Origin of the sequence: Streptomyces lacaronensis (assembly GCF_047337785.1) — a bacterium.
GTDB classification, from domain to species: domain Bacteria; phylum Actinomycetota; class Actinomycetes; order Streptomycetales; family Streptomycetaceae; genus Streptomyces; species Streptomyces lycopersici.
Window position 1 is genome coordinate 12,179,163 of sequence record NZ_JBLHDK010000003.1, and the last position, 12,925, is coordinate 12,192,087.

At 66.3% G+C, this 12,925-nt stretch carries 13 protein-coding genes; 6 read left to right on the plus strand and 7 right to left on the minus strand.

Going from position 1 to position 12,925, the window contains the following annotated elements; genetic code table 11:
• The first annotated feature begins 177 nt into the window (after positions 1 to 177).
• The 4 genes from ACMTAK_RS52405 to ACMTAK_RS52420 all read left to right on the plus strand — a co-directional run bounded on the left by ACMTAK_RS52405 (position 178) and on the right by ACMTAK_RS52420 (position 6,255).
• The gene (locus tag ACMTAK_RS52405; RefSeq protein ID WP_413812733.1) at positions 178 to 699 is read left to right on the plus strand and encodes a hypothetical protein; all 522 of its coding nucleotides are present in this window, start codon (positions 178 to 180) and stop codon (positions 697 to 699) included.
• Between the two features lie 464 nt (positions 700 to 1,163).
• Positions 1,164 to 1,439 (plus strand): hypothetical protein, encoded by a 276-nt coding sequence (locus ACMTAK_RS52410; RefSeq protein ID WP_413812734.1) that lies wholly within the window; start codon positions 1,164 to 1,166, stop codon positions 1,437 to 1,439.
• Positions 1,440 to 1,736: 297 nt separating this feature from the next.
• A complete protein-coding gene (locus tag ACMTAK_RS52415) occupies positions 1,737 to 5,777 on the plus strand; it encodes an SGNH/GDSL hydrolase family protein (protein ID WP_413812735.1) in 4,041 nt (1,346 codons plus the stop codon).
• A 124-nt stretch (positions 5,778 to 5,901) separates the two neighbouring features.
• Positions 5,902 to 6,255: a hypothetical protein gene (locus ACMTAK_RS52420; RefSeq protein ID WP_413812736.1), complete on the plus strand. Its 354-nt coding sequence runs from the start codon at positions 5,902 to 5,904 to the stop codon at positions 6,253 to 6,255.
• A gap of 414 nt (positions 6,256 to 6,669) precedes the next feature.
• Here the strand turns inward: ACMTAK_RS52420 and ACMTAK_RS52425 are convergent, their stop codons facing one another.
• The 3 genes from ACMTAK_RS52425 to ACMTAK_RS52435 form a co-directional block, all read right to left on the minus strand.
• Positions 6,670 to 7,302, minus strand: coding sequence for a DUF2461 family protein (locus ACMTAK_RS52425; RefSeq protein ID WP_413812737.1), 633 nt, complete (start codon positions 7,300 to 7,302; stop codon positions 6,670 to 6,672).
• A 216-nt stretch (positions 7,303 to 7,518) separates the two neighbouring features.
• Positions 7,519 to 8,151 (minus strand): hypothetical protein, encoded by a 633-nt coding sequence (locus tag ACMTAK_RS52430; protein WP_413812738.1) that lies wholly within the window; start codon positions 8,149 to 8,151, stop codon positions 7,519 to 7,521.
• Positions 8,152 to 8,229: 78 nt separating this feature from the next.
• Positions 8,230 to 8,898, minus strand: a complete 669-nt coding sequence (locus ACMTAK_RS52435; protein ID WP_413812739.1) for an HNH endonuclease family protein — start codon at positions 8,896 to 8,898, stop codon at positions 8,230 to 8,232.
• A 638-nt stretch (positions 8,899 to 9,536) separates the two neighbouring features.
• On the opposite strand from ACMTAK_RS52435, the gene ACMTAK_RS52440 reads away from it, so the two are divergent.
• Complete coding sequence (locus tag ACMTAK_RS52440; RefSeq protein WP_413813259.1) at positions 9,537 to 9,902, plus strand: ribonuclease FAU-1 family protein; 366 nt, start codon at positions 9,537 to 9,539, stop codon at positions 9,900 to 9,902.
• Positions 9,903 to 9,985: 83 nt separating this feature from the next.
• Here the strand turns inward: ACMTAK_RS52440 and ACMTAK_RS52445 are convergent, their stop codons facing one another.
• The 4 genes from ACMTAK_RS52445 to ACMTAK_RS52460 all read right to left on the minus strand — a co-directional run bounded on the left by ACMTAK_RS52445 (position 9,986) and on the right by ACMTAK_RS52460 (position 11,878).
• On the minus strand, positions 9,986 to 10,249 hold the full coding sequence (locus ACMTAK_RS52445; RefSeq protein ID WP_413812740.1) for a DUF6207 family protein: 264 nt from the start codon (positions 10,247 to 10,249) through the stop codon (positions 9,986 to 9,988).
• A 187-nt stretch (positions 10,250 to 10,436) separates the two neighbouring features.
• Entirely contained in the window at positions 10,437 to 11,114 is a 678-nt protein-coding gene (locus tag ACMTAK_RS52450) for a hypothetical protein (RefSeq protein ID WP_413812741.1), read from the minus strand.
• The gene (locus ACMTAK_RS52455) at positions 11,111 to 11,344 is read right to left on the minus strand and encodes a sigma-70 RNA polymerase sigma factor region 4 domain-containing protein (RefSeq protein WP_413812742.1); all 234 of its coding nucleotides are present in this window, start codon (positions 11,342 to 11,344) and stop codon (positions 11,111 to 11,113) included. Before ACMTAK_RS52455 ends, ACMTAK_RS52450 begins: the two co-directional genes overlap by 4 nt.
• Positions 11,345 to 11,734: 390 nt before the next feature.
• Positions 11,735 to 11,878 carry a hypothetical protein gene (locus ACMTAK_RS52460; RefSeq protein WP_413812743.1) on the minus strand — a complete coding sequence of 48 codons (144 nt, stop codon included), beginning with the start codon at positions 11,876 to 11,878 and terminating at the stop codon, positions 11,735 to 11,737.
• 89 nt (positions 11,879 to 11,967) lie between these two features.
• On the opposite strand from ACMTAK_RS52460, the gene ACMTAK_RS52465 reads away from it, so the two are divergent.
• Complete coding sequence (locus tag ACMTAK_RS52465; protein WP_413812744.1) at positions 11,968 to 12,888, plus strand: abortive infection family protein; 921 nt, start codon at positions 11,968 to 11,970, stop codon at positions 12,886 to 12,888.
• Positions 12,889 to 12,925 lie beyond the last annotated feature (37 nt).

Genomic DNA, 12,925 nt, shown 5'->3' on the forward strand with positions numbered 1-12,925 from the left:
GGTCACCAATAGGCGGGCTGGCGGGGGTGGTCGTCGGACACCAGTCTTTTCGGAATCTCATTCGATCCGTAGTCTCAGGCCCGCCTTCAAGGGCTGCCGCGCGTCTGAACCGGGGGGTTCAAGCGAGTTCTCTTCGCGCAGTCCTGATTCTGTTTCACTTCATGGGAGGGGACACGTATGACCAGCAGCCGGAGGTCTGGCTTAGGCGCCGCTGTAGCAGCGGTTTCGATTGCCGCCCTGGGGTTGATTGCCCCGCAAGCAGTGGCCGCTGACACGTCGCAGCCCGGCGTCAAGGTTTCGGCTCAGGCCGACGCCACCACGCGCGCAATCGCTGCGCAAAATCCGGAGAAGGTCCAAGCGATGGCCCTTCTCTGCGGATCGGGCTACAGCCTCTACAGCGTCGATCTGCTGCCTGACGACCGGCGGTTCGGGACCCTTTTCAGCTACGTCAAGGGTGGCGCCGGACCGAGCAACTACGCATGCGCGCTCTTCGACAACAACCTTGAGGGCGCCAGGTACATGAAGCTCAAGATCTGCGAGAACAAGGTGTCCAACCCCAGGTGTGACACCGACGAGGGCAACTTCACCCAGTACGCCGGCCCGGTGCGCATGAACAACTGTCCCCAGATCACCGCAATCATGAAGAACAGCAGCGGCGGGGCGATCATTGACGCGGTACGCGGCCCCTTCTGCGGCTGAGAAATCAAGGGGCCCCGCGCACGAGCATTGTGCGTCGGCTGCACGACCTCAGGTCCAGTCACGTTGCCTAGCAGTGGAACGGAAACATGCACACATCGGCACAACATTCCGCCCTCACGCGCCGTCGGCCGGGAGCACGCGGTTCGGCACTCGCTCTCACCGTGCTGATGTTGTCAGCGGGCGTCCTGACCACTGCGTGCGGCGCCGATGGGGATGACTCGAGCGCTGCCACGGCACCGCCCTCCAGGGCTTTGAACGCCGCGGAATCACCTTCCTCATCGGGCACTGGCGAACCTTCCGCGTCAGCGGAAGGAAGTTCTCCCACTCCTCAGACGGCTGAGCAAAGAGCCCAAGAGGAAGCGGGCAGAGAACGGGCCGCAGCGGCTCCAAGCGGCGTGCCGGTCACGCCGGGGGAGCCCAAGGAGAATAAGCACTTCAGGCATCCTGTGGTGACCCAGGGGGATGTGACGGTTTTCAAGCCCGTGCGCAGCGGATCCGCTTTGACGGTGCCGATAATGGTCACCAACCGTGGCGATCAACGTTGGTTCTACGAGGTCGCTGTCCGCATTACCGGCGATCATGGATTTGATGCGACGGTTCGCATGAAGAGCGAAGCGGTCGGTTTGTATCCCGGGACTTCATGGCCCGCCGAACTCACCGCACGGGATCCTGGTAGTCCGGTCCCGGAGAACCCCCAGGTGACCATCGTGAAGAGCACGAAGTCAAAGTATACCCGCTGATGTCGAGGCGACTCCTGCGCCAATAAGTCGCGGGGGTCGCCGCGTCAGTATCTCCACCATGCCCCACCGTGCTTAATCGCATCAGTGGGGCATGTCTGCACGCACACCTGGGTCGCGAGTCCGCAGACAAACCGTCCAAACAGTCGCCCAGAACCTCGGACGGATTCTCTCAATACCCCGTCAGGCGAACCGAAATCCGGTAGACGCCTCTATCAGTGTTTTCATCCGGCCACCATCCGTTGCCGCGCGTGGAAAGACACGGGGACGGTAAGGCATCCATACCTATGGAGTTGAAGCATGAGACGAAGTAGACGCAGACGTGCTCGCTTATCGGTGACCACAGCCGTCGCCCTGGCACTGCTCGCCGGCGCCACCAGCACCCAGGCGTTCGCGGCCGACGGCCCGGCCGTTCCGGGGAACGCCGCAAACGGCTGGAGCAAGCCCGCGGCGAACGATGCGGACGGTGCCAGGCCGGGAGACTGGCCGCAGGCCGTCCCGGTCAAGGACCGTACGGCGACACTCGGCAAGAACTACCGAACGTCGCATGACACAGCGTGGACGACCTCGGGAGACGGAACCGGATTCCATCTCCTGACCGCTGTGGAGAAGGACGGCTACCGTTGGCGGACCGCCGCTTCGCTGTCGGAGACCGGGTTCGACACGGACACATGGATCGGCAACGCCTGCGTGACCGCCTCCGGAAAGTACGCCGCCGTCGCCTACGCGCCGCGTACCTTCACGAACAAGCCCGAGATGATGACGCGCGGCGCGTTCACCGCCGTCGTCGAACTGGACAGCGGGACGATCACCAAACTGCCTTTCCAGGCAACACTCGGCTACTTCTCTCCTGGCTGCGGCCAGGGGGATGATGCGGTGTTCACCGCACTGACGGACGACTCGGCGAAGAGCGAGAAAACCCGCCTGGTCACCGTCGACGCCGCCACCGGCAAGGTGGAGACCAAAACCACCGTGCCCGGCCAGGTCACCTCCGCCATCCCCGTCAGCGGCGGCATCGCCGCGGCACGCGGTAACCACATCGTCAAGGTGAACGGCGACACGGTGCGGGAGGTCGCCACCACGAAGGCAACCCCGTTCGAACTCAAGGCCGACGCCAACGGCGGCGTCACCTTCATCGACCGTACGCCACGCGATGCCAAGGCCCTCAAGCGCGCCCGCGCGGCCGCGGACGACACGGCGACCGTCTCCCGGGTGACGGCGGACGATCTGCGCAACGGCAGCGCGAAGACTGAGCCGTCCGCCCTCGCCGAGGGCCGGCTGATGGAATTCGACCTGTCCGCGACTGCCTCGGGACAGGTGTACGTCACCGGCAAGGCGACCTCGACCGGCCACGCTGCCAAGACGCTGCACAACCCAGGCGGTCTGGCCAAGGACGCCCTCGTCTCCAGCCGCGGACAGGCAGCTGTCACCTCGCGCTGGGCAGACGGGAAGGACTCCCGCATCAGGCCCGAGGAGGCACTGACCGAGCGGACCGTCCGCACCACCCTGAAGACACTGGACACCGGCAGGACCGCGGTTCTGGACGCCATCCCGGGCGACCGAATCGGCGGAGCGAAGTCGGCACGTGCAGGCAATGAAACCTCCCCCGTGCTCACAGCCGCAGCCTCCGACAGGCGACAGCGGATCGGCGGGACCGACGAGCCGGACCGCTACTGCTCCGTGCCACGCGGCAACGCGCAGAAGCAGGCGTTCCAGCCCACCCCGCGCCAGATCGAATGGGCAGTGGACCAGGCTGTCGTCGGCAAGCTCAACAAGGGAGCCACGCGCGCGGCAAACTGGAAGAACACCGGCATGGCCGCATACGCGCCGCAGACGCTGTTCCCCCTCACCACGCTCAAGGGCGGCTCGGGCGCGGACTGGCACGTTCCCGCGCAGGTGATGCTCGGCGTCACCGCGCAGGAGTCGAACATGTGGCAGGCCGCCCGCACCGTGGTTCCGGGCGTGACGGGCAACGCGCTGATCGGTAACTACTACGGCATCAAGTACTCGGCCAGCGGCGATCAGAAGGACCCATGGGCGATCAACTTCGCTGAAGCCGACTGCGGTTACGGTGTCACCCAGGTCACCGACGGCATGCGCATGCACGGCAAGGAGAAGGAACACGAGACGCCCAAGACGACCGTGCAGCAGGAGGCCGTCGCCCTGGACTACGCTGCGAACATCGCAGCCGGCGTGAACATCCTGATCGAGAAATGGAACGATACCCGCGCCGACGGACTGACCATCAACGGCGGTGACCCCAAGTACATCGAGAACTGGTTCTACGCGCTGTGGGCCTACAACGCCGGCTACTACCCCAAGTCGACGGCAGGCAGCAACTCCGGGAAATGGGGCGTGGGCTGGACGAACAACCCCGCCAACCCGCTGTGGAAGGCCAACCGCCCCCCGTTCCTGGAAGCGGGCGGCGGCAAGGACGACTACTCGCACGCCTCGCACCCCCAGGACTGGCCGTACGAGGAAAAGGTCATCGGCTGGGCCGCACGCCCGATCTCGGCCATGTTCGCTCCCGGTGACTTCCAGCCCGGATACCGGGCCGCCTGGTGGAACACCACCGAAGCGCGCACCCGGGCGAAGCCGCCGCTCGGGCAGTTCTGCAACGACTCCAACAACTGCGATCAGTTCAAAATCGGCACGGGCGCGTCCAACGACACGGGCAAGGGCCCCTGCACGTTGCCCGGTGACGTGCCCGGTGACCCGGATGCCAGCAAGGACCCGCTGTATCTGAAGTGCTGGTACCACGAGCCCGCCTCGTGGAAAGACTGCAAGAACGCGGAGTGCGGCAATCCCATCCACCGGTTCGACGACACCTACCCAGAGCAGCCGGATGCGAACTCCTATCCGCCACGCTGCAACACCGGCCTCCCTGCCGGGGCGCTGATCGTGGACGACCTGCCCAACGGCACTGTCCCGGCGGGATCATCGAGCCGATGCGGAGCGGTCTCCTCACAGGGCTCATTCGCCCTCGACTTCGCCACGGCTTCAGGCCGGATCGACATGCACCAGATCGGCGCGGGGAACGGCAACCACTTCTGGTTCGCCCACACTCGATCCAAGATCGACGACAAAGACGGCGGGCGCCTGTACGTCAAGGGCACCTGGACCCTGAACTCGTCCAAGCGCGGCTGGATGCGCGTCTACGCGCACATGCCCGACCACGGTGCCCACACCCGTCAGGCCACCTATCTGATCGGCGGTACCGACTCGACCAGCCCCTACCGGGTGCACCCCCAGCGAGTGCTGGAGAACAAGTGGGTCGACCTGGGCGTGTTCAACTTCACCGGCACCCCAACGGTGTCGCTGGACAGCGACACCCAAGACGGCACCGGGGATGAGGACATCGCCTGGGACTCCGTGGCATTCCAGCCGCTGTCGGCGAAGCCGAAGAACTTCGTCGTCGCGATGGGCGACTCATACTCCTCAGGCGAGGGCGCGACCGAGCCGGGCGGCAAGGACTACTACGCCGAGTCGGACTACTACGACAAGACAGAACCGAAGTCGAAGAACTCCTGCCACAGGTCCAAGATCGCATGGTCGCGTCAGGCGACCCTGCCGGGCTACAGCAAGTCCATCGGCGCGCTGGCCGACAGCGTGGACGCCAATATGGACTACCACTTCATCGCCTGCTCCGGCGCCCGTACCTTCAATATCCTCAACACGGGCAGGAGCAGCGAACTCGCGCAACTCAAGCAGGGCTACCTCGACCAGAACACTAGCCTGGTCACTCTGTCCGTCGGCGGCAACGACGCCCGGTTCACCGACATCATCACCGAGTGCGTCGTGTCCGGCATATGGAACTGCCAGGCAGAGTCGCTGGACAACATCGACCCGGACAACGGCGAGAAGACCGGTGGCGAAACCGGACGGCTGGACGAGTGGGCGCCGAAGTGGCTCCACGAGCAGATCCGCCCACGCATCACCGCAACCTTGAAGACGATCCACGACAAGGCCCCCAATGCCAAGATCGTCCTCATGGGCTACCCCAGGCTTCTGGAGGACAACGGCTCGTGCGTCCTCGGCATGGAGGATGTTGAGGGCAAATGGGTCAACAGCGTCGCCGACATCCTCGCCGACGAGATGAAGGGCGCAGTAGACGACGCCAACTCCCAGTACAAAGCCAAGGCGGTGCTCTCCGACCCGCGCGGAGTGTTCACCGGCAAAGCGGTCTGCGGCGATCCGGAATCGGTGCATGGCATCGTGCTCTCCGGCCAGGCGAAGGCGGACAACGACCTGCCGAAGCCGTCCATGCAGTCGTTCCACCCCAAGCCCGCGGGTGCGCGCCTGTACGCCGACTCCCTTGAGAAGACACTCAAGGACGAGTAACACCTCATCGTGCGGAAACCGTGGGGTCCTGCGTACGGTACGCAGGACCCCGCAGCCTCTGGAAAGCGTGGAATGAAACATGTCCCGAGCGGTACAGCTCCTCAAGGGAGCGGCAGTCACAGCTGTGGCGGTACTCGTATGCCACCTCATCCTCAGCGCTGGCTATGCCGCCGCACGGGCCCAGAAACGCGCAGACCCCGACGGCGGCTCATGGGGAAGCGCTGAAATCCACGCGGTCACATTCGTTGTGGCGCTATTACTCGTGATGCCGCTGCTGCTGTGGGCAGGCATGCGCATACTCGGTGAAAGGGACAACTACCTGCTGATCATAGTCGGCAGTCTGCTCTGGTTGATCGGAGCCGGATCCAACCTCAGCCACCTGAAGTACACACCAGGCGCCCACCTACCGGTGCCCCTGCTCGCGGGCATGGTGGCCGTCGGAGCCCTTTTGGCTCCCGCCTCGCGGCTCTTCCGTTGACCACAGGAAGGCCGTGTGACCGTCATGGGTGTACCCCGGCAGGCACATCAGACCCGTGGGCATGAGCAGCCAGCCGAGCTTCGTCGACACTCACCGCTTTGACCGGCGAGCACACCGACATCCTCCGCAGCCCTGATCCCGACGCCTCCATCGGCACCCGGCCCTTCATCGCCACGGTCAGGCCCAGATGATGGCGACACGGGGAGGAGAGGACAGACAGAGTTGGGACCCGACGCCGTCCACGCCAGCGCCGCGTCCGGCCGCGCTCAGCCCGGCCTGAATGCCGCGTCTGTGCGATCAGGCGTATGAGCTCGGAGACGGCCTGGGAAGAAAGGGTCCCGTACACATCCCTCTCCCGTTGGCGATGTGCGCCAGTTTCCCGGACGGTGTATGCCGACGCTGGTTCTTCTGGAGTCAGGTGGAGCTGTTCACGTGACGGATCAGCCACGTGAGCATGGCGTGGAGGTTGTCGGCGGCCGCGAGGACTTTGCCGACCACTTCAGGGGTGTGGAGCCAGTCGTCGCAGCCGAGGGGGTGGGCAGCGATCAGTGAGCGGTGGCGCAGGAGGCCCGTGAGGGGGTGGTCGGATGGATAACCCCGTGGGGGGCGCTTCATCACGTCCCCGGAGATGTGGTAGCCCTTCTCCCTCAAGTCCTCGATGATGGCCGAGAGTTCGTGGCCGCTTCCCTCGGCGGCGATGGCCTTGCGGAACTTGTCGACCTGGCCAGGGTCGGGATACCACCAAGCGCCCTGGATCCGCAGGCCGTCCAGGTCGAACCGCAGGCCGATCTCGATCTTGTGGCCGAGGCAGATCACCGCGCCCTGATGCTGCCACCACCAGGAGTTGGTGCGGTAGTGCCAGACAGAGAAGTCCTCGTACCGGGGATCGACGTCCGCCACATCGTTCAGCAGCGCGATCATCGGCTGCCGGACGAGACGTTCGCGATCCGCACGGTACTGCTCGCGCACCACGCGTGACGGCTCGCCCTGCAGATGCAGCAACACATCCATGGCTCGCTCCGGCCAGCCGGTGAACCGTCCGCTCATGCGGGCACCATAACCCACCAACCCACCCACGATCCGGCAAGGATGCAGTGCCACGGGCAAGGAGGAGCAGCTCCACACGTGTGAGAGGTGTTGCCGTGGATCAGCGGCAGCGCAGTGCAGAAGAAGGCGCCCACCAGCCCCACGCGTGCCAATCCCTCACCAGCCCCCATCGAGGCTGGTGGGCTTCTCGAGCCCTGTGCGGTCGGCCTACAGCTCTCAGGAAGAAGATGCCGCGCTGCGCTCAGCCGCATCAGCGGCCGCGTCGGGGGCAGTGGCCGAGTACAAGACGGACCTCTGCTGCTTGGTGCGGTGTGCTTGGCCCTTGGCGACGAGCGACTCGAGGGTGCTGCGCACGACCGTGGCCTTGATCTCGCGGTCCGGAAGAGCCTGAGTGAGGGCGGCAGTGACCTCGGCTGCGGAGCGCGGTTCACCGTGCTGGGTGAGGTCACCGTGGATGAGGTCCCGGAGGGTGGGCGCACCCGCTTCTCGCACCTGCTTGGTGCGGCTCCCGCCTGGCTCCGTCCCCTTCCGCTTGCCGCTGGCTGCGTCGGTCTTCTTCTTCGGCTTGCGCGTCGTCGACTGCTCCGCGGACTTCCGTGCGGCGGATGCACCATTCTCAGTGCCGCTGACGCCGGTGTTCTCCGGAACGTCACCGGCGGCTTCGTCGCCAAGGCTCTGCCGCATGCTGAGCAGCAGCGCCTGGTTGTTTTCCAGCACCAGCAGCTGCTGCTGCAGTGCCGTGATCTCGGAGCTGAGACGTTCGTGTTCGGCGGAGTTGTGTTCGAGATCGGCGGTGATCTGCGACGCGTATTGGGACTTCAGATTGGTGTTGTCGGCAGAGGTGTCCACCACAAGCTCCCTTGTCTGGGGCGTTTTCATGTTGGTGGTGGATGGTACCTCTGCGCGACGGCTATGCGGCTCCTGGTTTCAGCGGGCAGGTGTGTAGGTGATCCGGGTGTCGCGGCAGCCAGCCGTGAGATCGGAGAGCGCGGTCACTTCGCCCGGGTCCGCTGAGAGTCCCCAGCGGGACTTCACCACGGTCCACTCCTCGATGTACCGGCAGAATGCTCCCGGACCGGTGGGAAGCCACTGGTTGGGGTCCTGATCGGCTTTGGAACGGTTCTCCCGAGCACTCACTGCGGCCAGAGACCTGCTGTCGCCGAGATCGTTGGCGTAGTCCTGGCGTTCCTGCGCAGACCAGGTGGAGGCGCCGCTGTCCCAGGCTTCGGCGAGCGGCACCATGTGGTCGATGTCCAGGCCGCGGGCGCCTTGCACGTCGGTGTCGTCGTAGTACGAATGCCAGATGCCGCCGCTGATGGTGCACCGGCCGCTGACCGCTGGCGGCTCGATCGCCTCGCCGATCAACACTTCCTGGCGTGTGTTACAGCCGTCTGTGTCCGCGTCCACCCAGTGTTTGAACGCCGTGCGTTGATAGCCGGTGCGGTCTTCCGCCGCCACGGGCAGTGCGTCAATGGCTTCCAGCAGCGTGGTGGTGACCGTCTCGCTGGGTGCCGCTGACGCCGGCGCCACCGTACCGGCCAGAGCCGCGACGGCGGCAGCGAGCGTGAGAACGGTGGACCTGATGTGCAACCGCATGGACGTTGCCTCTCCTGTCTGAACAGTGCAGACCAACAACTACCGGTACCGGGCAGAGCGCCACGTACCAGACGCATCGAAGGTCACTCGAGAAAGGAGACCAGCTCGCGCACGACATACACGGCTCACCATCCGTGCTTGCCATCACACTGACCCCGCCCACAGGAGGTGAACCACGTGCGGTATTGGCGTTCCGCCCCCCTACCGTCGCGAGAGCACTCCCGGAGTCGACCAGATGCATATCACGGGCGCGGCAAGCGGCCCAGGGCACTGGATAAGCCGGAGGGGCACCTGGACAAGCCGCCCTGGCCTGTGGACGGGACAGGAAGAGGAACAGGTAATGCGGCACTTCGACTTCAATGAGACGGCCGTACGGCGTGACGTCTACCAGGGACGGGTGTGGAGCGAACAGGCCTTGCATGTCATCGGCGACACCCGCGAGGCGCTGCTGACTGCCTGCTGTCCGGGGGCCGAGGCCAGCCGGCCGTCATTGTACGCCAAGGCCCGCGCCGGTGGCGACCCCTCGGTGCGGATGGAGGCCTTCGACGCGATAGCGGCGGGGGGAGTGGGAGCTTGTGCCCGGCGTGTGACAGGACACCGAACTGCTGCTATGGAAGCCGCCAGCGGCGTGGTTCAGCATCAACGCCTTCTTCACCCGCAGCCCTTGCGGTGCGCACCGGCTGCGGAACTGGTACGTGAACTTCGAACACCCCGAAATCCGCACCGAGGTCGGGTTCGACACCTTCGACCTGGCCGTGGACCTCGTCATCGCCCCCGACCTCACGCGCTGGCGGTGGAAGGACGAAGACGAGTACGCACACGTGCGCCGCCTCGGCATCGTCACCGACGCCCAGCACCAGGCCGTCGACGCCGCCCGCGCCCAAGTCCTGGCGATGCTCGAGGAACGCCAGGGCCCGTTCGCCGACGCCGTGACGTGGACCGTCTGGCGATGGAACCTGGCCTGGCCACCGCCGCGCCTGCCCCAGCCCGGCCCCGCCCGCTGACCCACGACGCGAAGGATCTTTTTCGACCACGACGCCGTCCAGCCCGGCCAGGGCAGGCACGCTTCGCGCCCAGACCACGACCGTCACGCCGGGTCGGGGGAGCCGGGGCGTCGGATGTCGGCGTACAGGCGGGCCCGTACTCCCGGCTCACTCGCGACCCGCCGTACTGGGCCGACGCCGGAGGTCGCCCACAGCTCATCCAGCCGGGACATCACCGCCGCCGCGGTCTCCTCATCCCGGGCCGTGATGTCCAGGACGACCAAGCCGGGCTCGGACACGTGTACCTCGTCGATACTGTCCATGCCTGACGCGACACGGCTGGCGCCAGTCCGGTTCGCCAGCGGCATGCACGCCACTCGTATGAGTGACCTGTGCCGGGGCGAGGGCCTACGAGCCGGACGGCTTCGGCCGCGAGTCCCCTCGCGACCGACAGCCGCCGGCACTGTCCGCGGCACTCCGTGTGCACTGCTGTACCCATGCAGGCTGTACGGCTGGCATCCCTCGGGGCGCCAGCCGTACCAGCTGAGATGTGGTTTACCGGGTGGGGCAGCGGACGCTGCGGTCGGTGTCGGAGAAGAGCTGTTCGATGCTCTGGCGCGCCCACTCCAGCAGGGTGAGCACCATTTCTCCCGTGCTGATCAGCCGTTCGATGACACGGCTGGTCTGCGGATCGTTCGGTGCCTGTGCGGCTTGGTGCAGCGTGTCGAGGAACTGCCCGAGGCCGGTGTGGGCGGCGTGGTGGGCGGCGAGGGCCGCTTCCCGGGTGAGTTCGCGGTGGGCGAGTCCGGCCTTCAGCCGCATCAGGTGGTCGTGGCTGGCGGTGAGGAAGTCGGTGGCCAGCCCCCAGTAGGCGCGCATGGAGTGGGGGAGGAGGGCTCTGCCCACGACGGTCATGGTGCGGATGGTGGAGGTGGATTTGTCGAGCTGCCGGGGCAGGTAGCCGGGCCCAGAGATCGCCAGCCACTGCAGGAGGGAGTCCTTGCCGAACGGCAGCATCCATTCCAGCCCGGACACGTTTCCCTGACCGCTGGAGGGAGGAACTTCCTCGGCGGTGACCGATGGTGCGAAGACCGCGGCCCGGCCGGCGTCGATGTCGACCGCCTCGGCCAGTCTGCCCAGAACAGCGGCGTCGGCCGCCGCCAGCAGGGCATCGAGCTGGGCATCCTCGTCGCCGGTCTGCTGACCGGGCAGGGCCTGGTCGAGGTCGCTCACCGTCCGCTCCCGCCCGCAGGCTTCAGCAGCGCCTGCTTCAGCAATGTCCTGCCACGCTCCAGATTCTTCCGGGCCGCCTCCGGTGCGATGCCCATGACCTGGGCGATCTCCTGCGGCCGGTACCCCGCCTCGCACTGTCCCTGTGGAGCCCGATGGCTCTGCCCGAGGGTGGCTCCGTCAAGAGTACGACGACGCAGGGAAGTTGTCGTGTCCGGTGTGTCAGCTTGCATGCGAATTCCTTCCGCGGAAGTGGCGTTGGCTGGCACTGTGGGTGAGCAGCAGTGCTTACGTCGCGTCTTGAGCGGGAGGGCTTTCCTGCGGAGGGCGAAGGAGGCTTGGTGAGGGCACCTGACGGGCTGGATGAGTGGCGTTGGCGGTGGATGCTTCTCCGCCGCCCGAGGACCGAGCGGTTTTTCCTTCTGCATGCCGCGGCACGGCCTGCTGGCTTTCAGGACGTTCGCGTCTACGGCAGGGACGGAACCTCCGATGCCCGGCTCGTGTGGAAGGTGTGCCACGAGTGCAGGCGTGGCGTCATCTCGAAGATCTCACTCTCCCCCGGAAGTGCAGCGGCAAGGTCTCGGCACACTCCTGATCGACAGGGCGCTTATGGAGGGTTCCGGCTACCGGTGGACGACCAGCAGCCAGTCCCCGGACGGCCGGGCGTTCTTCCGGGCGATGTCGGCACGCACCGGCGCCGAGTTCACGGCAGGAGCCCGGACATGCGAGCACATCCTGGAGAGCCGGCCCGGACGCCACAAGCCCATCCTGGACCGACGCCTCCATCGATACGCTGCCAGAGCCGCACGGTAGAAAATGCCGGCCCGCTCTACCACCAGCGCCGTAATCTGCCTATATGGTCACCGCCGATCGCGAACTGCTCTCCCGGACTGCCCGTAACGCTGTCCGTGGACTGATGAGTGGTCTGGTGGCAGGGGCGATCGGTGAGTACTGGGAGAACGAGCACTTCGCCCCGGCCCTCGGCTTCACGTCGGGTGAGGGCGGGGTTCGCAAGCAGCTCTTCGACTCCTACGCCGCGTCCGTCGACTGGACCGATCACGACCATGTGACCCGGGCCCTGCGGGTGTTCGAGACCATGCTGCGCCGCTTGGACCGGGAGAGCCGAAGGTACGGCGGGGACGGCTTGCCTGCCGAGACGGTGGCGGAGCTGCGGGAGGCGTTCGCGCGGGACGGCTGCCGCCTGGACGACGAACTGCGCCTGCACACGGCACGCGTCGCCCACCTGGTCGTGCACGCGGACGGCCTGTCCGAGGCGTCGGGCATCCAGGCCGAATTGGAGCGGGTGCGCAGGTTCGGGGCCGAGTACCCCGATGACGCGATCGGTGCGGCCAAGCAACTCATCGAGGCGACCGCCAAGCTCGTGCTGCTCAAGCGGAATCTACCTGTCGACGAACGTCAGGACCTGCCCGTGCTGATCAAGCAGGCGCAGCAGGCCCTCAACCTCCACCCCGCGGCCGTGCCGCCGGCCGGCAACGGTGGCAGCCCGGACAACGCCGACAGCATCAAGCGCATCCTGGGCGCACTGACCTCGGCTGCCATCGGCGTCGCGGAACTGCGCAACCGGTACGGGACCGGCCACGGACGGTTGGCCGCACCCACGGGGCTGGGACCCAGGCATGCCCGGTTCGCGGTCGGCACGGCCGCCACCTGGTGCGAGCTGATGCTCGACACCCTCGCCGATCCCGAGGCCCCCTGGCGCAAGGCGGACCCCGCACCGACCTCGCCTGCGGGTAGTGCACCCGCAGCCTCGACCTGAGTCCGCGCGAACTGGAACCCTCAACGAGAAAGAGCCG

Bases quoted from the DNA above. Each gene is read 5' to 3' on its own strand.
- ACMTAK_RS52465 (WP_413812744.1), top strand. From the start codon at position 11,968: ATGGTCACCGCCGATCGCGAACTGCTCTCCCGGACTGCCCGTAACGCT.
- ACMTAK_RS52445 (WP_413812740.1), bottom strand. From the start codon at position 10,249: ATGCCGCTGGCGAACCGGACTGGCGCCAGCCGTGTCGCGTCAGGCATG.
- ACMTAK_RS52415 (WP_413812735.1), top strand. From the start codon at position 1,737: ATGAGACGAAGTAGACGCAGACGTGCTCGCTTATCGGTGACCACAGCC.
- ACMTAK_RS52425 (WP_413812737.1), bottom strand. From the start codon at position 7,302: ATGAGCGGACGGTTCACCGGCTGGCCGGAGCGAGCCATGGATGTGTTG.
- ACMTAK_RS52455 (WP_413812742.1), bottom strand. From the start codon at position 11,344: ATGCAAGCTGACACACCGGACACGACAACTTCCCTGCGTCGTCGTACT.
- ACMTAK_RS52460 (WP_413812743.1), bottom strand. From the start codon at position 11,878: ATGGGCTTGTGGCGTCCGGGCCGGCTCTCCAGGATGTGCTCGCATGTC.
- ACMTAK_RS52405 (WP_413812733.1), top strand. From the start codon at position 178: ATGACCAGCAGCCGGAGGTCTGGCTTAGGCGCCGCTGTAGCAGCGGTT.
- ACMTAK_RS52435 (WP_413812739.1), bottom strand. From the start codon at position 8,898: ATGCGGTTGCACATCAGGTCCACCGTTCTCACGCTCGCTGCCGCCGTC.